Here is a 25,894-nt window from a genome sequence, read left to right as displayed (position 1 = left end):
CGGCATTTCTACCAGCCCGGGCGGACCCTTCCGTCGATCATGAGCGCCCGGCGGGGTCGACCCCGCCCGGCGGGGCGGCGGCCGGGGGCGGTCCGTCGGGCGGCAGGAAGACCAGGATGTCGCGGAGCGCGTCGGTCACCGAGGGCGGTAGCGGACACCGCGCCGCCAACTCCTCCATCGACCCGTACGGCCCGCGCAGCCAGCGGTCCATCGCGACCTGCCGGCGCTGGGCGTCGGTGAGTCCGGGCAGGGTCGCGAGCACCGGTTCGGTCACGGCGTTGATGTCGACCAGCCCGCCGTCGTCGAACAGCCGCGGCAGGTCGGGTCGCCCGATGCCGAGCTGGTGGCGGGCCGCCGGATGATGGTGCAGCAGATAGCGGGCCTGCTCGCGGCGCACCCGCTGCTCCGCGTCGCGAGCCCGCAGCCCGACCGGCCGTCCGGTGATCACCCCCCAGACCCGATCGTTCAGCAGGATCACGTGCACCGCGCCCACCAGCCAGCAGACGGCGATCAGGCCGAGCGCCAGGAACGCCTCCGAGGCCGGCGGCTCGGCCTCCGGGTCGCCCCGGCCGAACAGGTACAGCAGCGACGACGCGGAGCCGAGGTATCCGACGGTGGCGAGGGCGAGCCGCCAACTGCGCCGCCGCACCGCGTACCCGAGGATCACCAGCCAGGTCGCGAGACCGAACGACAGCAGCACCAGGAGGGTCCCGGCGACCGTCAGCGTGGTCCTCACCCAGGTCGGCAGCGGCTCCCGGGTCCGGGCGGGGGCCGGGGCCGACAGCGCCAGCGGCATGGTGGCGGCGAACCCGCTCTGCACGGGCGGCCCGAGGTACGGCGGTGGGCTGGCGTGCGGGGCCCGCGCCGACGGGATCGGGGCGACGGCCGGTACGGGCCTCGGCGGGGCCGCGGCGGCGGCAGGCGCGGGCGACGGGGCGGCGGGCGCGGGCGGCGCAGTGGCGGGCGCGGGCGGGGCGGCGGCGTCCGGCCCTGGCCCGGAGTGCGGACCCGGCCCGGGGGACGGCGGCTGGCCGCTCTCCGACGCCGGCTCGACGCCCGGGGAAGGAGGCCCGGCGGTCGTACCGGAGGCGGGCGCCAGCGCCGGGTCGGAGCGGAGGATGCGTCGGTGCAGTTCCCGGAGCGCCTCCCCCGGCTCGATGCCGTACTCCTCGCGGAGCAGGTCGTCGAACTCGCGGTACGCGGCGAGCGCCTCCGCCTGCCGGCCGCTGCGGTACAGCGCCAGCATGAGCTGGTGCCGCAGCCGCTCCCGCACGGGGAACTCGGTCACCAGTTCGCGCAGCTCGCCGACCAGCTCGCGGTGCCGGCCGGTCTCCAGCCCCAGCTCGGCCCTGGTCTCCAGGGCGACGGCCCGCAGCTCGACCAGCCGGTGCCGGGCGGCGTCGAAGACCGGCCCGGCGAACCCGGTGAACGGCTCCCCCTGCCACAGCTCCAGGGCCGCCGTGACCTCGGCCAGCGCCTCCGCCGTACGCCCCGCCGCGTGCCGCTGCCGGGCCCGGTGGACGCCGCGCTCGAAGCGGACCGCGTCCACCGACTCCGGGGCGACCCGGAGCAGGTAACCGGCGTCGGTGAGGCTCAGCACCTGTCCGGGCGTACGCGGGGAGCGCTCCGGTTCGAGCACCCGGCGCAGCCCGGCGACGTACTTCTGCACGACGTTGGGGCCGTTCGCGGGCGGCTCGTCGGGCCACACCGCTTCGACGATCTGTCCGGTGGGGACCGGGCGGCCGGCGGAGAGCAGCAGCACGGCCAGCACGGCGCGTTGTTTGCCGGGGCCGAGGTCGAGCTGCCGGTCGGCGTACCAGGCCCGCTGCGGCCCGAGGATCTCGAAACGCAGCTGCGAAGGTCCCGGCGGGCGCATGCCGGCCGGCCCGCCCGGCGGCACCTTCGTTCCTGACATGCGACTTCCCGCTCCTGACACCCCCACCGTCGCCGCGCGGCACTGCCCGGCAGCCGGACGGCAGCATATCGGCAGCGAGACGGCCGTGGCGGCCCGCAGCATGATCCTCGGCAGACGCCAGGCAGCGAGAAAGAGACGTGTGATGACACAGGCAACGGGCAGCGCAGGCACCATCCGACGGGCGATGGGCACGGCCGCCGCCGTACTGGCCGCGACCACCCTCCTCGCGGGTTGCGGGCCGAAGACCGGACCGGCCGCCGCGCCCGGGACCAGCCCGACCGCCAGCCCGAAGGAGGCCCTCCTCGACGCGGTTCCCGACGGCACGGAGGGCGCGTTCCGGTTCAGCGGCAAGGACGCGTCCAGCGCCCTCACCGGGCGGATCGACCCGGAGTCGAAGGCCTTCGAGATCAACACCGCGATGGCTCCGGACTCGGACGGCATCACGGTGAAGATGTCGTTCCTGGTGATCGAGGAGAAGCTCTGGATGAAGGCGAAGTTCACCGGGCACCCCGGGCTGCCGAAGTTCCCGAACAAGTGGATGGCGCTGGACCGGTCCAAGCTGACCGGCGGCGGGGACGTGCCCAGCTACGACGGCGCGGACCAGGGCAACGCCGGGCCGCTCATCGAGGCGGCGACCTCGGTCGAGCAGCAGGGCCCCGGGAAGTACGTGGGGTTCATCGATCTCACCAGCGGCAACGCGGCCCAGGCGTTGGAGGACGGCGAGGCGGCGGCGCTCGGCGCGGCCGGCCAGCACGTGCCGTTCACGGCGTTGGTCGGGCCGGACGAGCACCTCACCTCGCTGACGCTGAAGATTCCGGCGGCCGGCAAGCGGAAGGCGTACGACTACGTGGTCAGCTACACCGGCTACGGCAGCACGCCGGAGATCACCGTGCCGACCGGGAGCGCGGCGACGACGGCGCCGGCGACGGCGTACGAGATGTTGAACAGCTGATCAACGACGCGGGGGGCGGCGGCCACACGGGGGGTCGCCGCCCCTTCGTCGTACCCGGCGGGGCAGGGGTCAGGAGGGGCGGCGGAGCGAGGTGAGAAGGGGACTCAGGCGGGTCCGGAGGCTGGCCAGGCCGCCGGGGAAGAAGTAGACGGCGAGGATGAAGACGGTGCCGAGGACGAAGAGGGGCTGGGAGAGGGGGCGGCTGAGCACGGCCGGGAGGTTGTCGACGGCGTCGCTGGTCCCGAAGGCGGTGAGGCGGTGGTCCAGGTACATGTAGAGGATGCCGCCCAGCACCGGTCCCCAGCGGGTACCGGGACCACCGAGCACCACCATGACCAGCAGCGACAGGGTCAGCTCGGAGGAGGTGACGTGCGGGGAGGCGCCGCCGACGATCAGGCAGTAGACCACCCCGCCGGCCGTCGCCAGCCCGCCGGCCAGGGTGAACGCGACCAGCTTGAACCGGTACGGGTCCAGCCCCAGCACCCCGATCCGCCGCTCGTCGTCGCGCAACCCGGCCAGCACCCGGCCGGTCGGCGAGCCGCTGACCCGGTGCACCACGAGGACCACCACCGCCAGGTACGCCAGCGCCAGCCAGTACAGGTTGACTGTGTTGGTCACCCCGACCAGCGCTGACGGCAGCCCGGAGACGTCCAGCGGCAGGCCCTCCTCACCGCCGGTCCAGCCGCCGAAGTCCCGGGCCACCAGGATCGCGCCGACCTGGGCGAAGGCGAGGGTCACCATGGCGAAGGCGATCCCGACGGTCCGCAGCGCGACCGCGCCGAGCAGCGCGGCGAGGATCGTCCCGCCGGCCACCGCGAACAGCGCGGCCTGCCACAGCGGCAGCCCGGCCCGGGTGACCAGGACGTCGGTGCCGTAGACGCCGGCGGCGAAGTAGAGAGCGTGCCCGAAGGAGAGCATGCCGGTGCGGCCGAAGAGCAGGTCGTAGCCGGCCGCGAGGCCGCCGAAGACCAGGCAGATGGCGAGCAGCTGCAGGGTGCCCGGCGAGTTCAGCGGGCCCTCGAAGATCCCCGGCAGGTTCGCCGTCGAGTACGGCACGATCGCCGCCAGCACCAGCGCGACCAGCGGCAGGTACGGCCGCAGCCCGTGCCAGCGGGCGTGCCCCGGGGTCAGCTCGTCGGGCACCGCCGCCGGCGGCGCCGGAACCTCCGGACTCTTGACCTCGGTCATGCCGTCGCCACCTTTCCGGCCAGGCCCTGCGGACGCAGCAGCAGCACCACGGCGAGCAGCCCGACGACGCAGAGATCACCCAGGCCGGACGTGCCGTAGTAGTTGACGAACTGTTGCAGCAGCCCCACCGCGACCGCCGCGTACGCGGACCCGACCACCGAGCCCATCCCGCCGATCACCACCACGATGAAGGCGAAGATCAGCAGCGAGCCGCCCTGCCCCGGCGACACGGTGCCGAAGTAGACCCCGCCGAGGGCGCCGGCCAGCGCGGCGGCCGCCCCGCCGAGCGCGAAGACCAGGGTGAACGCCTTGCGGACGTCGATGCCGAGCGCGGTCACCATCTCCCGGTTCTCCACGCCGGCCCGGATCACCAGGCCGTACCGGGTCCAGCGGAGGAAGGCGAGCAGCCCGCCGAGCACCACCGCGGCGGCGACGATCAGCAGCAGCCCGGCGTTCGGCACGTTCGCGCCGAGCACCCCGGTCACGTCCCGGGTCCACGACGGCCGGGGGAACGGCCGCGCGTCGGCGCCCCAGGTGGCCTGGAGCAGCGCCACGCCGGCCAGCGACAGGCCGACGGTGACCAGCACCTGCTCGATGGTTCGGGTGTAGAGCGGCCGGATCAGCACCAGCTCCACCAGCACCGCGACCAGGGCACCGGCGAGCACGCCGAAGGCCACCGCGACCACGAACCCGAACCCGTCCGAGCCGGCGCCGGGCAGGTTGGCCGCCGCCCACCAGGTCGCGTACGCCCCGACGCCGAGGAAGAGGCCGTGCGCGAAGTTGAGCACGTCGGCGAGGCCGAAGACCAGGGAGAGCCCGGAGGCGACCAGGAAGTAGAGCGCCGCCAGTCCGAGCCCGGTCAGCGTCAGCAGGACGACCGCGCTCATGCGTGCACCTCGCCGGAGCCGACACCCAGCAGCGACTTGGTCAGCGCGGTCTCCAGCAGCAGTTCCTGTGCGTTCCCGGTCCAGGCCACCTTGCCGGCGGAGAGCACCACCGCGTCCCGGGCCAGCCGGCGGACCACGGCCAGGTTCTGCTCGACCAGCAGCACCGGCACGGATTCGGCCACCCGTTCCAGCACCTCGGCCACCTCGGTCACCACCTTCGGCGCCAACCCCTTCGTCGGCTCGTCCACCAGCAGCAGCCGGTTGTCGTTGAGCAGGACCCGGCCGATCGCGAGCATCTGCTGCTGCCCGCCGGAGAGCGAACCGGCCCGTTGCCGTCCGCGCCGGTCCAGCTCCGGGAAGAGCGCGAAGACCTTGTCGTACGCCGGGGTGGTGCCCCGCCGTTCGGCGAGCCGCAGGTTCTCCGCGACGGTGAGGCCGGCGAAGACGCAGCGGTCCTCGGGCACGTAGCCGAGCCCGCCGCGGACCAGCCGGTGGGTGGGGCGGGCGAGCAGGGTCTGCGCGCCCATCCGGATGGTGCCGCGCACCTCGCCGTTGCGGGGGGTCAGCCCGACGATGGCGCGCAGCGTGGTGGTCTTGCCGACGCCGTTGCGGCCGAGCAGCACGGTCACCCCGGTCGGGGCGACCGTGAACGACACTCCCTGGAGGATGTGCAGCCCGGCGATCCGCACCGACAGGTCCTCGACGGCGAGGACGGGTTCCACACTCATAGCGATTCCCCCAGGTACGCCTCCTGGACGGTGGCGTTGGCCATCACCGTGTCCGGGGTGTCGCAGGCGAGCAGCGCGCCGTGGTGCATCACGGCGATCCGGTCGGCCAGCTCCAGGATCACGTCCATGTGGTGCTCCACCATCAGCACCGACCGGCCACTGTCCCCGGTCAGCGACTTGATCACCTCGACCAGCTCGGGCACGTCCTCGGCGCTGACGCCGGCCATCGGCTCGTCGAGCAGCATCACCCGGGGCTCCCCGGCGAGCAGCAGGGCGATCTCCAGCTTGCGCTTCTCGCCGTGAGCCAGGGTGCCGGCGAGCGCCGTACCCCGGTGGTGCAGCCCGACCCGGTCGAGCGCCGCGTCGGCGGCGGCGGCGACCTCCCGGTCGGCCGCCGCCCGCCGCCACAGCTTCATCGAGCCACCCCGGTGCGCCTGTACGGCCAGCCGGACGTTCTCCCGCACGGTGAGCGACCCGAAGACGGAGGACGCCTGGAAGGTACGCCCCAGGCCGAGCCGGGCCCGCCGGTGCGGCGGCAGCTCGGTGACGTCCTTCCCGTCCAGCAGGATCCGCCCCTCGGTGGGCCGGCGCAGGCCGGTGATCAGGTTGAACAGGGAGGTCTTGCCGGCGCCGTTCGGCCCGATCACGCCGAGGAACTCCCCGGGCGCGAGGTCGAGGTAGACGGAGTCGACGATGGCGACCTCACCGATCCGCCAGGTCAGACCGCGGGTGGCGAGCACTGGTCAGCCCTTCATCTGGGAGACCGGCGGCGCGGTCTCGTCACCGGTCAGGCTCTTCTGGGCGGCCGCGGTGAAGGAGGTGCCGCTGCCGGAGAGCTTGGCCTGGTACATCGGCTGGAGCAGCGCGTGGTCCTCGGCGCGGATGGTCATCGGGCCCTTGATGCTGTCGAACTGCCAGCCTTCGAGGGCCTTGATCATCTTGTCGACGTCATCGCCGCCCTCGGACGCGGCGCGGACGACCATCTGGGCGGCGGCGAAGCCGTCCGGGTGGAACAGGTCGAGGTTCCCGCCGGGGATCTTGGCCTTGGCGGCCTTGGCGGCCTCGGTGTCGCTGGCCCCGTCGAAGTAGTGCGACAGGAAGGAGATCTTGCTGCCGGCGGCGCCGAAGGTGGGCCAGGAGGCGCGGATGTCCAGGCCGGTGACCACCGTGGTGGAGGCGAGCACGCCCTGCTGGTCGAGGTTCTGCCACATGGCCGGGGCGGTGGTGCCGGCCCAGGCGACGAAGAGCAGGTCCGGCTTGGCGGCCTTGATCTGGCTGGCGAACGGGGTGAACTCGGTGGCGCTGGCGGGGGCGCGGACGCTGCTGACGGTGGCGCCGGCCCCGCCGATGACCTTCTTGACCGCGGCGTCGTTGGCGTCGCCGAACGCGCCGTCCTGGGCGAAGACGACGACCTTCTTGCCGGTCGCGTCGCCGATGAACGACTTGGCGGTCACCACGTCCTGGTACGACTGCCGCCCCGACCGGAACGTGTACTTGTTCGCGCCCGTCACCCCGTCGGTGGCGGCCGGGCCCGAGATGAAGAGGACCTTGTTCTGCGCGGCGATCGGGGCGACCTGGAGAGCGACGCCGGACGCGGTGGACCCGGCGATGATCTTCGAGCCCTTGCCGATCAGGTCCTTGGCCGCGGAGACCGCCTTGGCCGGGTCGCCCGCATCGTCGACCTCGGTGAGTTCGATCTTCCGGTCACCGACCTTGCCGGTGCCCTTGGTGGCGTAGTCGAGGCCGGCCTTGAACCCCTCGATGTACTGCTTTCCGTAGCTGGCCAGCGGGCCGGACTGGGAGTAGACCAGGCCGACCTTGACCGGGGCGGTGTCACCACCGCCGGAGGCGGTGTCCTGCGGGCTGCCGCAGGCCGTGGCGGCGAGCGCCGCAGCCATCATCGTGGCGGCGGAGAGAAACACCCGCCGCGTGTGCCGGACCGTCATCGCGACTCCAGGTGAGGACAGGAAGCTAACTCAGTTGTCGGCTCACGCTAGAAGTGACGTCACGCACGGGCTATGTGGCCGAAACACACAAGTAATCGTGATGGGGTGGCCGACTGTAACAAGCAGCTGCGCCCCCTGGTGATACGGCCGGTGGTTGATGGCCCCCACCCCTACCGCCTGCAACGGCGGTGTGTCGCGGTCCGCCACCGCCATGCTGGGAAACCGGGTCTTTCGCGGCTATGACTGTGGACGCGGGCCGCAGGTGCCGTCGTGGTCGGCCGGCAGCGGGCAGCGCCGGCCGCCGTCCAGCAACAGGTCGCAGTAGACCCGATGGCGTACGTGTTGGGCGTCCTCCTCGGAGACAGTCGTCTCGGCGTGGTCCACGTCGGCCAGGAAGCCGAGCGCTCGACAGATGGTCCGGGCGAACCGCCGGGCCCCGTCGAGGTCGCCCGCGAGCACCGGCAGGTGGACGACGAACCGCTCCCGGCTCACCGGCGCGCACCCGGGGCGAACCGGGACTGCCAGCTCCGCAGCGCCCGCTTGATCCGGACGTTCTCCTCCGCGGTACGGGCCAGCTCGCGGCGGACGATCGCCAGGTCGCCGGCCACCCGGTAGAGGAAGGCGTGCACCTCGGCCGGGTCGAGGCCGTGCCGCACGGTGCGGAAATGCCGGTCGCGGATCTGCCCCACGCTGAGCGGCCGGCAGGACTCCGACCGGTACCAGCCACCGTTCGGCGGCCGACTCGACGCCGGCCGATTCGACGCCGGCCGCCTCCGCGCCGGCCGGAACACGTTGAGCACGTTGCGCATGACACCTTCCTCCCGCAGTCGCCCTGGAAGGCGGCCCGGTCCGCGGAAAGGGGACGCGGGCCGGACCGCTGGCTTCGCGACCGCAGCCCGCATCGGCGGTACGGCCCCGGAGCCAATCCGAGGTCCGACCCCGCGGTTTGCCGAACCAACCGGAGCCGGACATCGAGCAACCTACTACAGCAGCTACAGCAAGACGACCCCGCAGCGTCACGCGGCCTCTACTTATTGCAGTAGCTCTAGCAAGTCGGGCATGATCGGAGGTGCCGAACCAACCGGAGTCCTCACCATGCCCACAGCACAGCCAACATTCCGACGCATCGTCGAGGAAATCGCCTCGAAGATTAAGAGCGGCGAACTGAAGCCTGGCGACAAGCTGCCCTCGACCAGCGAACTCGCCAAGATCTACGACGTCAGCACCGGCACTGTTTACCGTGCGCTCTCGCTGCTGCACGACCGGGAGCTGATCATCGGGCAGCCCGGTCGCGGCACCTACGTCGCCGGGCCCTCCCTCCGGCAGTAACCCGCCAAGCTCCTATGGAGCTGATGTCGCAAACGAATCAGGCGGCCCGCCCAGCAACCGGCCCACCGGCTGATTCATCTACGACATCAGCTCCAAAGGACCGCGACGACACATCCCGAACCGGGACCCTCGTCGAGGTTGAGCTCACCGCGACGAGACCCGGCGCCGTCGAATCCGCCAACCGGACCTGACCGGAAGTCCTTTGGAACCGCCCGCGCCAACGGGACGGCTGTTCGGGTCCGCAGGGCGCACAGACGCTCACCGGCCCGCTACCCCGGGATCGGGGCGGCGGGCCAGCGACGGGATCCGGTGGGTTATCGGGAAGACAGGCCGGCGCGGGCGGCGACGGCGGTGTCCGGCTGGTCGGCGAAGGCGCCGTCCAGGCCGAGGCCGAAGAAGAGCTCGTACTCGGACGTGATGTCACCGCGGGCGTTCGGGTCGGCGCCGATCCGGAAGTCCACCGGCAGGAACTGGTTCTCCGCGCGGAACGTCCAGGCGTGCACGACCAGCTTCTCCCGGTGCGCGTCGGGGATCAGGGTGGTCGGGGCGAGCAGCCTGCCGGCCGCGTCCCGGGGGACGATCAGGTTCTTGTTCGCGCCGATCCCGTCGGCGTACGCAGCGATCCAGGCCAGGCCCGCCGGCGTGGCCAGGTCGGCGTAGGTGCGGGCGTCGCCGGCGGCGGCGAAGTCGTACGGGCGGCCGGCGGCGTCCATCAACTGCACCAGCGGCACGTCGATCAGGCCGTCGAGCTTGCGCAGGTTGGCCGTCTCGAAGGACTGGATGAAGACCGGGTCGTGCCGGTGGGTCAGCTTGTTCGTGCGGAGCACGGCGACCAACGGCTCCTCCAGCGCCAGCCCGATCGAGGCGAAGTAGCTGGGGTGCTTGGTCTCCGGGTAGATGCCGATGGTCCGCCCGCGCGCCTTGCTCTCCGCGCGAGCCAGGTCGATGACCTCCTGGAAGGTCGGCACCTCGAACTTGCCGTCGAAGGCGGTGTTGGCCACCCGCACCTGCGGCAGCCGCTCCTTGGCCCGCAGCGTCTTGAGCTCGGCCAGGGTGAAGTCCTCGGTGAACCAGCCGGTCACCGACCCGCCGTCGATGGTCTTCGTCGCCTTGCGGGCCGCGAACTCGGGGTGCGCGGCCACGTCGGTCGTACCGGAGATCTCGTTCTCGTGCCGGGCGACCAGCACGCCGTCCTTTGTCGAGACCAGGTCCGGCTCGACGTAGTCGGCGCCCATCCTGATGGCCAGGCGGTAGGACTTCAGGGTGTGCTCCGGGCGGTAGCCGCTCGCCCCGCGGTGACCGATCACGATGGGCCGCTGGGCCGTGCGGGACCCGTCGGCGTCGGGCTCCGGGTCGGCCTGGGCGGCCATGGCCGGCACCACCACGGCCGCCGCGAGCAGCGCGCCGGCCAGGCCGAGAGCCGAAAGGGTACGTCGCAACGCCGTCTCCTGTCGTTGAGGGATGCGCCCAGCAGACCGGTTCCGGTTGACCACCAGTTGGTCGGTTCCTGACCTCCCGGTGAATCTCCGGGCGGAAGATTGCCTGGTGCGTCGGCTGCTCCGTCACCCCGTGCGCCTGGTGCCGTTCGGGTTCCTGGCGGCGATCCTGCTCGGCACCGGGACGCTGATGCTGCCGTGGGCGACCAGCGAAGACGAGTACACCCCGTTCGTCACCGCGCTCTTCACCGCCACCTCGGCCGTCTCCGTCACCGGCATGGCCGTCAACGACACCCCGAACTACTGGAACGGCTTCGGCCTGGCCATGATCACCGTGCTCACCCAGCTCGGCGGCCTCGGCATCCTGACCATCGCCGCCCTGGTGATACTGGTGGTCTCCCGCCAGCTCGGCCTCCGCAACCGGATGCTGGTGCAGGCGGAGACCGCCGAGTTCGGCATCGGCGACGTGGGGCGGCTGCTGGTCCGGATCGCGGCGACCGTCTTCGCCACCGAGGCGGTGATGACCGCGGTCATCACCGGCCGGCTCTGGCTGGTCTACGACTACCCGCCGGGGTGGGCGCTCTGGTCCGCCTCGTTCCACTCCATCCAGGCCTTCAACAACGGCGGGTTCACCCTCTACTCCGAGGGGCTGCTCGCCTTCTCCCGGGACCCCTGGGTCGCACTGCCGCTGGCCCTCGGCGCGATCATCGGCGGACTCGGGTTCCCGGCGCTCTTCGAGGCCGTCCGCGAGTGGCGGCGGCCGGGCCGCTGGGCGGTCGCCACCAAACTCACCATCTGGGGCAGCCTGGTGCTCATCGGGTTCGGCTTCGGCTACCTGCTGCTCGCGGAGTGGACCAACCCCGCCAGCATCGGCACGTACGACGCGCCGGGAAAGGTGCTGGCCGCCTTCACCCAGATCGCGCTGAGCCGCACCGGCGGCTTCGACGTGATCAACGTCGAGAATCTCAGTGAGGAAAGTTATCCGCTGCTGATCGTGCTGATGTTCATCGGTGGTGGCAGCGCCAGCACCGCCGGCGGCATCAAGGTCTCCTCGTTCTTCCTGCTCGCCTTCGCCATCTGGGCGGAACTGCGCGGCGAGCCGGACGTCACGGTCGGCCACCGGCGGGTGTCCACCGCCAGCCAGCGCCAGGCGCTGACGGTCGCGCTGCTCAGCGTCGCGCTGGTGGTGGGCGGCACGGTGGGACTGATCCTGGACACCGAGGGGGTGCGCGCCAACGTCGCGCTCTTCGAGGTGACCTCGGCGTTCAGCACCACCGGCCTCTCCGTCGGCCTCGCCCCCCAGCTACCGGCGTCCGGCCAGTACGTGCTGACCGCCCTCATGTTCATCGGCCGGGTCGGCCCCCTCACCCTCGGATCCGCGATCGCGTTGAACACCCGGCGACGGCTGTACCGCTACCCGGAGGAGCAACCCATTGTCGGCTAGGAAGACGAACGACAGCGGCATCGTGGTGATCGGCCTGGGCCGGTTCGGCTGCCATCTGGCCGGCTCGCTGCTCCAGCTCGACCATCAGGTGCTCGCCGTCGACCGCAACCCGGAACGGGTGCAGCGCTGGTCCGAACAGCTGGACCGGGTAATGCAGGCCGACTCCACCGAGGAGGGAGCGCTGCGCCAGCTCGGCGTCGCGGACTTCAAGCGGGTGGTCGTGGCCATCGGCGGCTCGGTGGAGGCCAGCGTGCTCACCGTGCTGGCCCTGACCGAGCTGGGCATCCCACAGATCTGGGCCCGGGCCACCTCCGAGAAGCACGCGAAGATCCTCGCGTCGGTGGGCGCCCACCACGTGATCTTCCCGGAGGCGGAGACCGGTGAACGGGTGGCGCACCTGATCGTCAGCAAGATGCTCGACTTCATCGAGTTCGGCGACGACTTCGCCATCGCCAAGGTGCGCGTACCGGCGGCGATGGTCGGCCGGCCGCTGCGCGAGCTCGCCCCGACGGAGCGGTACGGCGTGATGGTGGTCGGCGCGAAACTGCCCGGCGAGCGGTTCCGCTACGCCGGGCCGGACACCGTACTGGAACGCGAGAGCGTGCTCATCGTCGAGGGCAGCATCGGCCAGGTGCAGCGCTTCGCCGGGCTGGGCTGACCACCGGGCGTACCGTCACCTGCCCTTGCCGCCGTCACCCCCCTTCCCCTTGGTCACTTTCCTTTTCCCTTGCCACCGTCCCTGCCCTTGCTCGGCCTATCGGCCTTCCCGCCACCGGAACTTCCCGACCCGCCGCCGCTCTTCGCCGTGCTGGTCTTCGGCGACGGCTTGGTCGTCGGCGGCGCGGTGGTGGGCGTCGACCCGGCCACCCCGGAGACCTGCACCCGGCAGGCGGTCTCGCCCACCTTGAACTCGACCGGCAGCGGGTTGTTCCCGGTGTAACGGCCGCTGAGCGCGACCTTCTTCGACGCCCCCGGGGCCAGTGCGGCGTCCGCGGCAGGCGGCTGCACCAGCACGTCCGACCCCTGCTGCCGCACTGCCGGCTCGGCCCTGGTCACGGTCTGCCGGCCGGGGAAGGTGAAGCTCATCCGCCAGTCCCGCAGCTCCCGGTCACCGGTGTTGGTCAGGGTCAGCTCGGCGGAGAAGTCCCGCCCGGAGTCCCGGCGCAGCGCGTAGTCGACCTCGCACGGCGCCGGCTGGGGCAGCCCCATCCGGGCCTCGATGGGCTCCGCCCCACCGCTGGCCGGGCTCCGCGCGGTCAGCCCCCACATGGCGGCGGTGACCGCGACCAGGCCCGCCGCGGCCACCCCGGCCTCGACCTTGCGCCGCCGCGCCGCCGCCCGGCGGGTGCGCGTCCGCCCGATCGAGAAGGGCAGCGCGTCGGTCGCCGAGGACCAGGGCAGAATCGTGGTTCCGGCGTTCTCCAGCAGCGTCGGGTCGAACTGGCCGAGCGCCGGGGAGACCGGCACGATCGCCGCGATGCCGGCCACGTCGGCGAGCGTCCGGGCCACCTCGGCGGTCGGTGGCCGGTCCGCGGGACGCTTGGCCAGGCAGCGCCGGACCAGCTCCTCGACCTCGGCGGGCAGGCCGACCACCGGCGGCATCGGGTCCGGGTCGTTGTACATGTGCGCCCGGAGCATCTGGGTGGTGGTGCTGGCCTGCCAGGGCAGCCGGCCGGTGAGCATCCGGTACAGCAGCAGACCGACCGCGTAGACGTCGGTGGCCGGCGAGACCTGGCCGTTGTCGAGCCGCTCCGGGGCGAGGTAGGCGGGAGTGCCGAGCAGGGCGCCGTCCGGCCCCTTCTCGCTCTCCCCGACCAGCGCCGAGATGCCGAAGTCGACGACCTTCACGCCGGTGGGGGTGAGCATGACGTTGCCCGGGGTGACGTCCCGGTGCACGACGCCGCGGGCGTGCGCGGCGGCCAGCGCCGAGGCGACCTCCGCGCCGATGACCACCGCCTCGCGCCAGGGCAGCTGCCCGCCGCGGCCCAGCCGGCTGCTCAGCGGGCCGCCGTCGACCAGCTCCATGACGACGTACGGCACGGTCAGGCCGCCCTGCTCGGACTCGCCGTAGTCGTACACGTTGGTGATGTTGGGGTGGCAGAGCCGTGCGGCGGCCTGCGCCTCGATCCGGATCCGGTGCCGGAACGCCTTGTCGGCGGCGAGCCGGGAGGCCAGCACCTTGACCGCCACCTGGCGGCCGAGCACTTCGTCGTAGCCGCGCCACACCACCGACATGCCGCCCGCACCGAGTTGCTCGATCAGCCGGTACCGCTCATCCAGCAGCTGCGCGCCGCCCCTCTGTGCTGCACCCATGGTCAGTCCAGTTGCCCGGGGTGGTCCCACCTACACCTGACCAGTCGGAATCGGTCACATAAGTCACCCGATCAGGCGGTCGCGAGCAGTTGGTCCACCGGGGCGTAGTCGTCGGTCAGCACCAGCGCGTCCCCGACGTACGCGGCGAGCTCGGTGTCATGCAGCAGTCCCGCCGGCTCGGGCAGCATCGGCAGTCCGAGCCGGATCCGGTCCAGCGGCAACGGCGCGTCCGAGCCGACGATGAGGAAGTTCGAGCCGTACTGGCCGGCGATCGCGCCCGGCGGGGCGATCAGCGCGACGTGCCGGAACTCGGCGGCCACGGTGGCCAGCTCCGCCCGGATGAAGCGGCCCGGCGGGTAGTCGATGACGTTCTGCACGTAGATCCCGCCCGGCCGGAGCACCCGGCGGATCTCGGCGGCCATCTCCCGGGTGGCCAGGTGCCAGGGCACCACCAGATGACCGAAGGCGTCACCGACGATCAGGTCCCGACTGTCGGCCGGCTCGGCGTCGAGCAGCACCCGGGCGTCGCCGACCACCGCGCGCAGCCGCGGGCCGGTCCGCACGCCCAATTCCCGCCGGTCCAGCTCGACCAGGCCGCCGTCGATCTCGAACACCAGGTTGTCCGTGTCCGGCCGGGTGGCGGTCAGGTAGCGCGGCATGGTGAAGCCGCCGCCGCCCAGGTGCAGCGCGTCCAGCCGCTGCCCCTTCGGCGCCGCCGCGTCGGCCACCAGGCCCATCCACTGGGTGTACGCGTACTTCAGGTGCGTCGGGTTGGCCAGGTCCACGTACGAGTGCTCGGCCGAGTTGAGGTAGAGGGTGCGCCCCTGCGCCCACTGCGGGTCCACCTCGACCTTCGCGCAGTGGTACGCGGTTTCCACGTCGCACGGGTTCGGCGCGACGGCGGCGAGCCCCGCGCCGGCCAGGCCGAGCGCCGCCAGGGCCGCCTTCGCCCGGGACGGACCGGGCAGCCCGGTCCCCGCCCGCCGCCGCAGGTACACCCCGAGCGCCAGCCCGGTGGCCCCGAGCAGCACCGCCAGGCCGAGCACGATCACCGTGCTGGGCAGCGCCGCCACCAGCACGAAGCCGGTGACCAGGGTGGCGGTGATGCCGCCCAGCGTGCCGATTCCGGAGAGCCGACCGACCACCTGGCCGGTGCGGCGCAGGTCGGCGAGCTGGAGCTTCACCACCAGCGGGGTGATCCCGGCGAGCAGCGCCGCCGGCACCAGCACCGCCACCGCGGTGAGCAGCAGTACGGCGCTCGCCGCGCCTCCGCGCAGCACCTCACCGGCGTAGCGGACGACGGGGAGGGTGACGGCGGTGGCGACGCCCGCCAGCACCAGGGCCGGGGCCAGCAGGGCGCGCGGGTCCCGCCGGTCGGCCAGGAACCCGCCCATCCAGGCCCCGTACGCGATCGCGGCCAGCGCCATGCCGATGACCGAGCTGGTCACCTGGAGGGTCACCCCGACGTACGGGCCGACCAGGCGGAGCGAGACGGTCTCCAGGACCAGCACGGCCCCACTGGAGAGGAACACCAGAAACGCGGCGAGCCCGTTGGGCAGGGCTGTGGACGGCATCGGCGCGGTCGGCGCGGACCCCGCCACGACTTCGGGGGATGAGCTGCTCACCGTCGCGATGCTACGCAGCGTGCCCGGCGGACCGGGTCAGTACATCGAAAGATGAACATGGTTTGTGTGGTCGGCGGCGGGACTGCCCCCGCCGCTGTACGACCGCCAGCCGGTGTTCGGCATCCAGATCTGCCGGTACCAGATCACGTACATCACGCCGAGCCGGCTCGCGTTGTTCTTGAAGTAGTTGGCCAAGCTGTCGCCGTACGCCTTGTCCCCGCCGGTGGCCGACACATCCTCGAAGCCGCCGGTGGCGGCGGAGAAGTCGCAGGCCCGGCCCTTCGGGTGCTCGCCGTCGCCGCCGCTGCGGAAGCACGAGACGTAGCGCTTGTAGCCGGCCGCCTGGGCCTGCTGGAGCGCGTGCAGGGTGCGCGGGGTGATGCAGCCCGAGGTGGTCGGGTCGTTGACGGAGCAGGACTCCGACGGCCAGGAGCCGTCCGAGTTGCGCGGCGCAGGCCGGGCCGACGCCGAGCCGCCACTGAACCCGGAGCTGCTGCCCGAGCTGACCTTGGCCAGCGCGATCTCCGCGTCCCGCTTCTTCTTCGCCAGCACGGCGAGCTGCTTCTGCTGCTCGCGCACCTCGATGTCGATCGCCGCCTTGGCCCGGGCCGCCTCGGCCTTGGCGTCGGCGAGCGCGTGCAGCCGCTTGCTGTCCCGCTGGGCCATCACGTCGAGCTCGGCGGCCCGCTTGAGGAACGCGTTCGGGTCGGCGCTGGCGAGCAGCATCGACACCGGGGTCAGCCGGCCCACCCGGTAGGACTGCGCGGCCACCTGGGCGACCTGCGAGTTCAGTTCGGTCAGACGGAGCTCGACCTGCCTGAGCTGCCCGGTCAGCGCCACCTGCCGGCGCTTCGAGTTGTCCAGCCGGGCCTTGGCCTCGATGTGGCCCCGGGCGGCCGCGTCGAGCGCCGCGCGGAGCTGCTTGCTCCCGCCCTCGTCGGGCGTGCTGCCCGGCGCGGCGGTGGCCGCGCCCGGGGCGAGGCCCGCGCCGAGCAGCACGGCCGTCGCGGCGAGCAGGGCGAGCAACGACCGGCGGACCCGCCGCCGGTTGAGCCTGGTCCTGGGCACGAAAGCGTCCTTCCGTCGACCGCCGGCCCCCCGGGGACCACTGCGCGGCGGCGGCTCCGCCGGCGCCGGACGGCGGCCTGCTGGCGGAAACCGCCGGTCACGATACCGGACCGCGCCGGTTGCGCCAGGCCCCCGACCTCCCCCGACGCGAACCATCGACACAGCGTGTCGGCACTGTCGCGGAGGCGTCACCGGCGCTGCCCCGCCGGCCGGGCGGACGGGCCGGTCAGCCGTCGAGCAGGGCGGCCCGGACCTCGGTCCAGACCTCATCGCTCGCCGCCACCAGCAGGCCCCGGCCGTCGTCGGCCGGGTGGTAGTCGGTGCCGTCGAAGCAGCGCGCCACCCCGCCGGCCTCCCGGACCAGCAGGGTGCCCGGCGCGTGGTCCCACGGCAGGGTCCGCCAGAAGAGGACGAAGTGCTGCTCGCCGGTGAGGATGTCGAGGTACTCCCGGCCGGCACAGTGCTGGCCGGGGAGCAGCTCGCCGATCCGGCGGCCGCCCGCCTCGACGGCCCGCCGCGCGTCAGGCGGCAGGAAGCGGGTCATCGCCGTGCCGCGCAGCGCGTCGACCGCCGGCACCGGGCCCGCCGTCCGCACCCGCGTGCCGTCCAGGCGGGTGCCCTCCCCCGCCAGGGCGCTGGCGAGGTTGTCCGCCAGCGGGTCGTACACCCAGGAGGCCACCTGCACGCCGTCGGTGAGCAGCGCCACCATCAGCGCGAACGGCCGTCGACCGGCGGCGAAGTTGGAGGTGCCGTCGACCGGGTCGACCAGCCAGACGTCACCGGCGCCGCGCAGGTGCCGCAGCAGCTCCGGGTCGTCGGCGACGGCCTCCTCGCCGACCACCATGGAGCCGGGGCGCAGCTTTCGCAGCCCGGCGGAGATCAGCTCCTCGGCCCGGCGGTCGGCGACGGTGACCACCTCGCCGGGGGCCTTCTCGGCGATGTCGGCCGCGTCGAGCCGCTGGAACAGTGGCACCACCACCTGCGCCGCCGCCTGCCGCAGCAGCTCGCCGACGTCGTCGAGCAGCGGGTCACCCACGCGGCGGCAGCTTGACCACGCTGACGAAGAACTCGTCGATCTGGCGGACCACCGAGATGAAGCGCTCGAAGTCCACCGGCTTGGTCACGTAGGCGTTGGCGTGCAGCTGGTAGCTGCGCAGGATGTCCTCGTCGGCCTGCGAGGTGGTGAGCACCACGACCGGGATCCGGCAGAGCTGCTCGTCCTTCTTGATCTCCTCGAGCACCTCCCGCCCGTCCCGCCGGGGCAGGTTGAGGTCGAGCAGGACCAGGTCGGGGACCACCGCGTCGACGTACTGGCCCTCCCGGCGCAGGTACGCCAGGGCCTCGGCGCCGTCCGAGACGACGGTCAGCCGGTTGCGGAGCTTGTGCTCGTCGAACGCCTCCTGGGTCATCAGCACGTCGCCCGGGTCGTCCTCGACGAGCAGGACCTCGATCGGGCTCTTGCCGTCTGCCGGCGCGGTCATCCCACCGCCTCCTTCATGCCACCCGTTGTACCGTCTCCGGCGGTGCCGCCGGCCATTTCGCCGCGTACCGACCCGCCCGGTTGCCGACCGACCGGGGTGGGCTCCTCGTCCGCGCCGTCGCCGCCCGCGGCCACGGTCGACCCCGCGCCCGCCGTGGTCGCGCCGGCCGTCGTCGCGTCCGCCGCGGTGCCCTCCGCCGCGCCCGCCACGGTCCCGTCCGCCGCGCCCGCCACGGTCGCGTCCGCTCCGTCCGCCTCGTCCGCCGCCGTCGCGCCCGACTCCGTCGCCGCACGGGCCGCCTCGACGTCCTCGGGGAGGGCGGGCAGCGTGAAGTGGATCGCGGTACCCTCCGCGGTGCCGGTGTCCACCCACACCCGGCCGCCGTGGTACTCGACGATCTTCTTGACGATGGCCAGGCCGATGCCGGTGCCCGGGTACGCGTCCTTGGCGTGCAGCCGCTGGAAGATCACGAAGATCTTGTCGGCGAACTCCGGCTCGATCCCGATGCCGTTGTCCTGGCAGCTGATCTCCCACTCGTCGCCGACCAGCCGGGCGGAGACGTGCACCTTCGGCGGCACGTCGGGACGGCGGAACTTGATCGAGTTGCTGACCAGGTTGGCCAGCAGGTTGGTCAGCAGCGGCTCCTCGCCGCGGATCACCGGCAGACCCTCCCAGGTCAGCTCGGCGTCGGTGTACTGCCGGGCGGCCTCGGTCTGACCGGCCACGTCGCCCATCACCTTGTTCAGGTCGACCTCGGTGAAGCCGGTGGTGAGCCGGCCGATCCGGGAGAACGCGAGCAGGTCGTTGATCAGGCGCTGCATCCGCTGGGCGCCGTCCACGGCGAAGGCGATGTACTGGTCGGCCCGCTCGTCGAGCTGGCCGGCGTACCGGCGCTGGAGCAGCTGGCAGAAGCTGGCCACCTTGCGCAGCGGCTCCTGCAGGTCGTGCGAGGCGACGTAGGCGAACTGCTCCAGGTCACGGTTGGACCGGGTCAGCTCCTCGGCCTGCTTCTGCAGCTGGCTGTTGACCCACTCGATGCGTTCCCGGGCCTCGCGAACCTCGGCGAGCTCCAGGGCGATCTTCTGCCGCATGCCGTCGATGTCGTCGGCGAGCTGGCGGAACTCCGGCGGCCCCGACCCTTCGATGTGGTGCTGGTAGTTGCCCGCGGCGACCTCCCGCACCTGCCCCGCCAGCCCGGCCAGCGGCCGGATCAGGATCCGGTCCAGCGAGAGCAGCATGACCGCGCCGGCGACCGCCACCACGAGGGCCGCGACGATCAGCAGGACGACCAGGATGTTGCCGGTCCGGTTGACCCGGTCGGCGGTCTGCTGCCGGACGACGAGGATCTCGTCCTGGAGCTCGTCCACCGCGTTGCGGATGCCGTCGAACTGCTGCCGGGTCTGGTCGGTGATCAGCGCCTGCCCGGCGGCCGGGCCGCTGCGCTGGGTCGTCGTGATGACCGGCTCGGCCACCTTCGTCCGCCACTGCGCCGCCTGCTCCTCGACGACCCGCAGCTCCCGCAGGACACCCGGGTAGCCGGCGGCCACCTTCTCCATCGCGGCGACCGTGTCCCGCTCCCGCCGCAGACCGGACTCGTACGGGGCCAGGTCGTTGCGGTCGCCGTTCACCGCGTACCCGCGGACGGCGGTCTCCTGGTCGAGCAGCGCGCTCAGCAGCTCCTGACCCTGCACCCGCAACGGACCGGTCTTGAGCAGGACGGCGTCGATGTTCTGCCGGTTCTTCGCCGCCACCGCGGCCTCCGCCGCGGCGAGCCCGAGCAGCAGCACCAGCACCACGGTGAGCAGCGCGACGACGCGACGACGCAGGGTCCACCCCTGGCGATCCGGCGTCACCGGCCACCGCCCCGGGCGACCAGCAGCATCGCGACGTCGTCGGCCAGCGGGCCACCGTTGAGCTGCTCCGCGCGGCCGACCAGCCAGGCCGGCAACTCGGCCAGGGGCACCGCCCGGTTGGCCGGGTCGGCGAGCAGGTCGGTCAGTCCCGGCACATCCAGCCGGTCGTCGCCGCTGCCCACCCGACCCTCGATCAGGCCGTCGGTGTACATCAGCAGGGACCAGTCATCACTGTCGAACTCCAGATCGAAGGCAACGGGCCGGCGCGGTCGTACGCCGAGCAGCAGACCGCCCCTGGCTGGCACCGGCGCGACCTTGTCCCCGCTGAGCAGCAGCGGCGGCGGATGGCCGGCGAGCCGCACGGTGGCCCGGTTGGCGGCCAGGTCGAGCCGGACGGTGGCCACCGTGGCGAAGATCTCCTGGAGCCGGCGCTCGCTCATCAGCACCTGTTCCAGGGCGGGTAGCACCTCGTCGTCCGGCACGCCCGCCAGCACCAGGGCCCGCCAGGCGACCCGTAGCTCGACGCCGAGGGCGGCCTCGTCCACGCCGTGCCCGCAGACGTCGCCGACGATCAGGTCGACCCGGTCCGGCCGGGTCTGGACCACGTCGTAGAAGTCGCCGCCGATCAGCGCGGCGTGCCGGCCGGGGCGGTAGAACGTGTGCACCGACACCTGATCGGTGGTCATCAGTGGCTGGGGCAGCAGGCCCCGCTCCAGGCGGGCGGACTCGGCCTGGCGCAGCTCCACCTCGCGCAGCCGGCGGGCGTTCTCGTCGGCCCGCTTGCGCTCCACGGCGTAGCGCAGCGCCCGGGTCAGCAGGACCCCGTCGACCTGCCCCTTGACCAGATAGTCCTGGGCGCCCTCGGCGACCGCCACGATGCCCAGGTGCTCGTCGGAGCGGCCGGTCAGTACGCAGACCGCGGCGCCGCTGGCCATCTCCAGCACCTGACGCAGCCCGTCCAGGCCCTGCGCGTCCGGCAGGCCCAGGTCGAGCAGGACGCAGTCCACGCCCATCACCCGCTGCCGGGCCTCACTGAGACTGGTGGCGACCAGCAGGTCGATCATCGAGTTGGTCTCGGCGAGCAGCTCGCCCACCAGGAAGGCATCGCCCTCGTCGTCCTCGACCAGCAGCACCCGCAGCCGCTCGCCGGGCGGCAGGTTGACATGCCGCCCGAGCCCGCCGTGCGGATAGGGCACGACGGAGGAGCCGGCCATGCCGGCCCCCCGGTGCGGCCGGGTCACCGCCGCGAGACGCGGGAGTTCGCTGGTGATGTCGGGCTCCTTCCGAGTGCCCTGCTGATCCTGTATTAGACAACGGTCGCACACAACACGGCGGTGCCAGCGCGGGCAGCACCGGCGGGACGGGTCCGGCGCGCCACCCGCATAGCGACAAAGCGGGCGGCTGGTGTTACGTGTGGGCCCGGTCACCGCCCCGCGCGCCGGCCACCTGCGGACGGCGGAGTCCCGTTCGGGGCCGGCGGGGTGCAGGATGATGCCACCCCTGGCCCCACCCCCGAGGAGTTCCCGTGGGCGCAACCCCCACCCGCCCGGCCGACCGGGCGCTGGCCTGGCCCGCCCGCCCGGCCGACCGGGCGCTGGCCCGGCCCCGCCGCCGGCCGCTCGCCGCCGTCGCCGCGCTCGCCGCGCTGCTTGCCGTCGGCGCCGGTGTGCTGGTCGATTTGCGTACCCCGGCGCCCCGCCCGGCCGACGCGCCGGCCGCCGACTTCAGCGCCGCCCGGGCGTACCGGAACGTCACGGTGATCGCGGCCCGGCCGCACGTCGCCGGCAGCCCGGCCAACGACCAGGTCCGGGAGCACCTCGTGGGCGTGCTGCGCGGCCTGGGCCTGGAGACCGAGGTGCAGGACACCGTCGCCCCGGAGGCCGGGCAACTCAGCGGGGCCGCGGGCGGGGCCACCCTGGCCCGGGTCCGCAACGTGGTGGCCCGGCTGCCCGGCACCGACCCGACCGGCCGGGTCTTCCTGGTCGCCCACTACGACTCGGTGCAGTCGGGGCCGGGCGGTAACGACGACGGCGCCGGCACCTCCACCATCCTGGAGGTGGCCCGGGCGCTGGCCGCCGGTCCCCGGCCGCGCAACGACGTCGTCTTCGTACTCACCGACGCCGAGGAGGCGTGCCTCTGCGGCGCCTCGGCGTTCGCGTCGAGCCATCCGCTGGCCGCCGACGGCGGGGTGGTGCTCAACCTCGAGGCCCGCGGCGCGACCGGCCCGGTGATCATGTTCGAGACGTCCCGGAACAACGCCAAGCTGGTGGAGGTCTTCGGCCGGGCCGCCCCGCACCCGGTGGGCACCTCCTTCGCGGTGGAGATCTACCGGGCGCTGCCGAACGACACCGACTTCACCGCGTTCCTGGACCGGAAGTTCGTCGGGTTGAACTCCGCGTACATCGACGGGGGCGCGGTCTACCACACCCCGCTGGACACCCCGGCGGCGATGGACCGGGGCAGCCTCCAACAGCACGGCGACAACGCGCTCGGGCTGGCCCGCGAGTTCGGCCGGACCGACCTGAAGGCGCTGCGTTCCGGCCACGACGCCACCTACTTCCCGGTGCCGGGCGGGCTGGTCCGTTACCCCGGCTGGCTCACCCTGCCGCTCGCGCTGCTCGCCCTGGCGGCGGTCGGCGTGCTCGGCTGGCTGCTGCGCCGGCGCGGTCGGGGCACCGCCGGCCGGCTCGCCGCCGGCTTCGGGCTGGCACTCGTGCCGGTCGTCGCCGCCCCGCTGGCCGCGTCGGCGCTCTGGGCGGCGATCACCGCGCTGCGCCCCGGCTACGCCGAGCTGCTCGACCCGTACCGGCCGGTCTGGTACCGGCTGGCCGTGGTGGCGCTCGCCGCCGCAATCCTCTTCACCTGGTACGCGCTGACCCGCCGCTGGGCCGGCCCGGCCGCCCTCGCGTTCGGCGGCCTGGCCTGGCTGGCCCTGCTCGGGGTGCTGCTCGCGGTGCTGGTGCCCGGCGGGGCGTACCTCGCCACCCTGCCCGCCCTGGCCGGCGCGCTCGCCGGCTTGGCGGCCTTGGCCACCCGGATCGACGGGCCCTGGCCGGTGCTCGCGGTCACCCTGGCCGGCGCGGTCGGCGTGGTGATCCTGCTGCCCACCGTGGTGCTGCTCTTCCCCGCGCTCGGCATGGCGATGGGCGGCGTCGCCGCGCTCTTCGCGGTGCTGCTCGGGCTGGCGGCGCTGCCGGTGGTGGACCTGCTGCACCCGCAGGCCGGCGGGCAGCGCGGCCTGGTCGCGCTGCGGGCCCGCCGGCTGGGCGCGCTGCCGGCCGTCGCCGCGGCGCTGGCCGCCGTGGTCCTCGCCGGGGTCGGGCTCCGGGTGGACCGCTTCGACGCCGCCCACCCGGCGCCCACTCACCTCATGTACGCCCTGGACGCCGGCACCGATCAGGCCCGCTGGCTCAGCCACGAGGACGAGCCGCAACCGTGGACCGACGGGTACGTCGACGGCCGGGTGTCGGTCGCCGACGACTTCCCGGGCCTGGGCGATGCGGAGCTGCGGACCGGACCCGCGCAGGCGGCGAACCTGCCCGCGCCGAAGCTGGAAGTGCTCTCCGACACCCGCTCCGGTGACCAACGGGTGCTGCGGGTCCGGCTGATCCCGCAGCGCCCCGTCCGCCTCGCCTCGCTGCATGTGGACACGACCACCGCGGCGGTGCGGTCGGCGACGGTGGCCGGCCGCGACGTACCGGTCAAGGCCCGCGACGGCCGGTGGGGCTTCGGGATCGTCTTCCACGCCCCGCCGCCCGAGGGCGTCGAGGTGACGCTGACCCTGACCCCGAAGGCGGGCCAGGTGAACCTGCGCGCGATGGACGCCAGCGACGGCCTGGACGGGGTGCCCGGCTTCCGCCCCCGCCCACCGGACGTCGGCATCGTCGGCTCCCACACCTCCGAGATGCTGGCGGTGGCTCGCACCTACCCGCTGTGACGGGCAGCGGCGGTCCTCGGGGATGAACCGGGGGCCGCCGCCGCGCAACGCCCGCTGGCGCCTTGCGGCCGAGCGGGTCAGCTTCCGGCCGACCGCGGGACGGCTCAGGCCGCGAAGAAGCTGCCGGTGGCGGTGCTCAGCGGGCGGAGCAAGGCCCTGCTGTCACTGAAAGCGCCTGCCGGGCCTTCTGGCGCTTGTCGGCTTGTTGATTACGGCATCCTGGCGCCTACGTCGCACCACAATCGTGCTTGCCTTCTTCCTCAACCGCTGCAGGATTCGGTCCTTCATCCCAAGCCTCCCTTCTCGCGTTCGCAGCCCGGGTACCCGAGGAGGCAACGGTCATTCATGAGCGTCGGCCGCCGAGACTCGACCAACATGGGCCGTGCCGTCGCTACTTCCGGCGGGCATGCACGAATCGGAGCAGACGCGGCATTTGACCTGCGACGCAACACCACACCGCGCGCGGACCCGCGGCTGGCACTGGCCGCGCCGATGGTTCCGCGGGAGCGAGTACGGGGGTTGGGCCGCTCGGCGTCCTGTCGCGCCATTTGCGGAGCTTGACCGATGGCAAGCGATTGCCTGCATCCGCTGCCTCGGGCACGATCGGATACCACCCGGAGGGCAGCGATGAGACTGCGTATCGTCGGGTGTCGCCTCGGAGCCGAACCCTGCGGACGCCAGCGGACGCTGCGACCTTTGGCAAACGCCTTGTAAGTGAGATGTCGCCTGCCCGGGTGGCGCTATTCGAGGCTGGCCAGCTCGTCTGCGGACAGGCGAAGCGCCCCGGCGGCCACGTTCTCGAACAGGTGATCCGGGTTGCCCGTACCCGGGATGGCTAACACGTGCGGCCCGCGGCTCAGCGTCCAGGCGATCCGGACCTGCGCGGGCGTGGCGCGGTGTGCACGTGCGACGGCGAGGAGGGCGTCGTTGGCGGCGACACCGCCGGCCTCACGTCTGTCGCCGGTGATCGCATAGAACGGCACGAACGCGATGCCCTGCTCGCCGCAGGTGCGGAGGGTTTTGTCGCTGATGCGCTTGTCGATGCCGTACGCGTTTTGCACGCACACGACGGGGGCGATCGCCTGGGCCTGCGCAAGATGTTGCGGGCGGACGTTGGAGATGCCCAGGTGCCGGATCAGGCCGGCGTCGCGCAGGTCGGCAAGCGCACCGAAGTGCTCGGCGATCGAGTCGAGGCCGTGCTGGCGCAGGTACACCACGTCCAGGTGGTCGCGGCCGAGCTGGCGCAGGTTCTCCTCCACCTGCCCGCGTAGTTGATCCGGCCGGGCCAGTGGCAACCAATCGCCGGACGGATCCCGGCCGGGACCGACCTTCGTGGCGATGACCAGATCGTCGGGGTACGGCGCCAACGCCCGGTTGATCAGCTCGTTGGCCGAGCGCAGCGAGGAGAAGTAGAAGGCCGCAGTGTCGATGTGGTTCACGCCCAGCTCGACGGCACGGCGCAGCACGCCGATGACCCGGTCGCGGTCACTTGGCGTGCCGAGGTCGAAGGCGGCGCTGCCCGTCAGTCGCATCGCGCCGAAGCCGATCCGGTTGATGGTCAAGTCGCCGAGCCGCCATTTACCCGCCGAAGCCGCAGTGATCTTGTCAGTAGGCATCGGACGAACATAGTCATGGCCGCTGACCTGCGCAGTCGGTCGTGTGCCCGATGGTGCCACGCCAAGATCACTGTTACGTTACTTATCGTCGGTGAGCACTGCGAGGGTGTTGCCCCGTGCTTGCGTGCGTGTCCCAGGTGGCAAGGCGCCCGAGGCAGGGGCAGGTCGGCGTCGCG

At 72.8% G+C, this 25,894-nt stretch carries 22 protein-coding genes; 5 read left to right on the top strand and 17 right to left on the bottom strand.

Translation table 11 applies throughout. The annotated features are described in order from the left end of the window. Nucleotides 1-37: 37 nt before the first annotated feature. Nucleotides 38-1,915 (bottom strand): AfsR/SARP family transcriptional regulator, encoded by a 1,878-nt coding sequence (locus I8N68_RS00110; protein ID WP_234038291.1) that lies wholly within the window; start codon nt 1,913-1,915, stop codon nt 38-40. 142 nt (nt 1,916-2,057) lie between these two features. Between I8N68_RS00110 and I8N68_RS00105 the strand changes: the two genes are divergently transcribed. After that, entirely contained in the window at nt 2,058-2,867 is an 810-nt protein-coding gene (locus I8N68_RS00105; RefSeq protein ID WP_200206109.1) for a hypothetical protein, read from the top strand. Between the two features lie 69 nt (nt 2,868-2,936). Here the strand turns inward: I8N68_RS00105 and I8N68_RS00100 are convergent, their stop codons facing one another. The 7 genes from I8N68_RS00100 to I8N68_RS00070 form a co-directional block, all read right to left on the bottom strand. After that, the gene (locus I8N68_RS00100) at nt 2,937-4,055 is read right to left on the bottom strand and encodes a branched-chain amino acid ABC transporter permease (RefSeq protein WP_200206108.1); all 1,119 of its coding nucleotides are present in this window, start codon (nt 4,053-4,055) and stop codon (nt 2,937-2,939) included. After that, a complete protein-coding gene (locus tag I8N68_RS00095; protein WP_200206107.1) occupies nt 4,052-4,942 on the bottom strand; it encodes a branched-chain amino acid ABC transporter permease in 891 nt (296 codons plus the stop codon). The genes I8N68_RS00100 and I8N68_RS00095 overlap by 4 nt, the downstream gene beginning before the upstream one ends. After that, nucleotides 4,939-5,670 (bottom strand): ABC transporter ATP-binding protein, encoded by a 732-nt coding sequence (locus I8N68_RS00090; protein WP_200206106.1) that lies wholly within the window; start codon nt 5,668-5,670, stop codon nt 4,939-4,941. Before I8N68_RS00090 ends, I8N68_RS00095 begins: the two co-directional genes overlap by 4 nt. Then, the gene (locus I8N68_RS00085) at nt 5,667-6,410 is read right to left on the bottom strand and encodes an ABC transporter ATP-binding protein (protein ID WP_200206103.1); all 744 of its coding nucleotides are present in this window, start codon (nt 6,408-6,410) and stop codon (nt 5,667-5,669) included. Before I8N68_RS00085 ends, I8N68_RS00090 begins: the two co-directional genes overlap by 4 nt. Before the next feature lie 3 nt (nt 6,411-6,413). Further along, nucleotides 6,414-7,616: a substrate-binding domain-containing protein gene (locus I8N68_RS00080; RefSeq protein ID WP_200206101.1), complete on the bottom strand. Its 1,203-nt coding sequence runs from the start codon at nt 7,614-7,616 to the stop codon at nt 6,414-6,416. 237 nt (nt 7,617-7,853) lie between these two features. Then, a complete protein-coding gene (locus I8N68_RS00075; protein WP_200206099.1) occupies nt 7,854-8,108 on the bottom strand; it encodes a hypothetical protein in 255 nt (84 codons plus the stop codon). Beyond that, on the bottom strand, nt 8,105-8,425 hold the full coding sequence (locus I8N68_RS00070; protein WP_200206097.1) for a DivIVA domain-containing protein: 321 nt from the start codon (nt 8,423-8,425) through the stop codon (nt 8,105-8,107). Before I8N68_RS00070 ends, I8N68_RS00075 begins: the two co-directional genes overlap by 4 nt. Before the next feature lie 250 nt (nt 8,426-8,675). On the opposite strand from I8N68_RS00070, the gene I8N68_RS00065 reads away from it, so the two are divergent. Then, the gene (locus tag I8N68_RS00065) at nt 8,676-8,945 is read left to right on the top strand and encodes a GntR family transcriptional regulator (RefSeq protein WP_234038289.1); all 270 of its coding nucleotides are present in this window, start codon (nt 8,676-8,678) and stop codon (nt 8,943-8,945) included. A 314-nt stretch (nt 8,946-9,259) separates the two neighbouring features. On the opposite strand, the gene I8N68_RS00060 is transcribed toward I8N68_RS00065, so the two are convergent. After that, nucleotides 9,260-10,384 (bottom strand): glycerophosphodiester phosphodiesterase, encoded by a 1,125-nt coding sequence (locus I8N68_RS00060; protein WP_200206096.1) that lies wholly within the window; start codon nt 10,382-10,384, stop codon nt 9,260-9,262. Between the two features lie 106 nt (nt 10,385-10,490). Here I8N68_RS00060 and I8N68_RS00055 point away from each other — a divergent pair, with 106 nt between their 5' ends. After that, nucleotides 10,491-11,825, top strand: a complete 1,335-nt coding sequence (locus I8N68_RS00055; protein WP_200206095.1) for a TrkH family potassium uptake protein — start codon at nt 10,491-10,493, stop codon at nt 11,823-11,825. Beyond that, entirely contained in the window at nt 11,815-12,483 is a 669-nt protein-coding gene (locus I8N68_RS00050; RefSeq protein WP_200206094.1) for a potassium channel family protein, read from the top strand. The genes I8N68_RS00055 and I8N68_RS00050 overlap by 11 nt, the downstream gene beginning before the upstream one ends. Before the next feature lie 53 nt (nt 12,484-12,536). Here I8N68_RS00050 and I8N68_RS00045 read toward each other — a convergent pair whose 3' ends face one another. The 7 genes from I8N68_RS00045 to I8N68_RS00015 form a co-directional block, all read right to left on the bottom strand. Then, nucleotides 12,537-14,138, bottom strand: coding sequence for a serine/threonine-protein kinase (locus I8N68_RS00045; RefSeq protein ID WP_200206093.1), 1,602 nt, complete (start codon nt 14,136-14,138; stop codon nt 12,537-12,539). Between the two features lie 71 nt (nt 14,139-14,209). Beyond that, nucleotides 14,210-15,712, bottom strand: a complete 1,503-nt coding sequence (locus tag I8N68_RS00040) for a fused MFS/spermidine synthase (RefSeq protein WP_200206914.1) — start codon at nt 15,710-15,712, stop codon at nt 14,210-14,212. An 87-nt stretch (nt 15,713-15,799) separates the two neighbouring features. Next, nucleotides 15,800-16,831 (bottom strand): coiled-coil domain-containing protein, encoded by a 1,032-nt coding sequence (locus tag I8N68_RS00035; protein ID WP_200206091.1) that lies wholly within the window; start codon nt 16,829-16,831, stop codon nt 15,800-15,802. 226 nt (nt 16,832-17,057) lie between these two features. Continuing rightward, nucleotides 17,058-17,867 (bottom strand): inositol monophosphatase family protein, encoded by an 810-nt coding sequence (locus tag I8N68_RS00030; protein ID WP_200206090.1) that lies wholly within the window; start codon nt 17,865-17,867, stop codon nt 17,058-17,060. Further along, complete coding sequence (locus I8N68_RS00025) at nt 17,860-18,312, bottom strand: response regulator (RefSeq protein ID WP_200206088.1); 453 nt, start codon at nt 18,310-18,312, stop codon at nt 17,860-17,862. The genes I8N68_RS00030 and I8N68_RS00025 overlap by 8 nt, the downstream gene beginning before the upstream one ends. Beyond that, nucleotides 18,309-20,165, bottom strand: a complete 1,857-nt coding sequence (locus I8N68_RS00020; protein ID WP_200206086.1) for a sensor histidine kinase — start codon at nt 20,163-20,165, stop codon at nt 18,309-18,311. The genes I8N68_RS00025 and I8N68_RS00020 overlap by 4 nt, the downstream gene beginning before the upstream one ends. Next, nucleotides 20,162-21,379: a PP2C family protein-serine/threonine phosphatase gene (locus I8N68_RS00015; RefSeq protein WP_234038287.1), complete on the bottom strand. Its 1,218-nt coding sequence runs from the start codon at nt 21,377-21,379 to the stop codon at nt 20,162-20,164. The genes I8N68_RS00020 and I8N68_RS00015 overlap by 4 nt, the downstream gene beginning before the upstream one ends. A gap of 311 nt (nt 21,380-21,690) precedes the next feature. On the opposite strand from I8N68_RS00015, the gene I8N68_RS00010 reads away from it, so the two are divergent. Further along, complete coding sequence (locus I8N68_RS00010; protein ID WP_307812424.1) at nt 21,691-24,102, top strand: M28 family peptidase; 2,412 nt, start codon at nt 21,691-21,693, stop codon at nt 24,100-24,102. A 740-nt stretch (nt 24,103-24,842) separates the two neighbouring features. On the opposite strand, the gene I8N68_RS00005 is transcribed toward I8N68_RS00010, so the two are convergent. Next, entirely contained in the window at nt 24,843-25,718 is an 876-nt protein-coding gene (locus I8N68_RS00005) for an aldo/keto reductase (protein ID WP_200206910.1), read from the bottom strand. Nucleotides 25,719-25,894: the final 176 nt, after the last annotated feature.

The sequence above is a fragment of the Micromonospora coerulea genome, from assembly GCF_016598485.1.
GTDB classification, from domain to species: domain Bacteria; phylum Actinomycetota; class Actinomycetes; order Mycobacteriales; family Micromonosporaceae; genus Micromonospora; species Micromonospora coerulea.
This window is presented reverse-complemented; position numbering and strand designations above follow the sequence as displayed.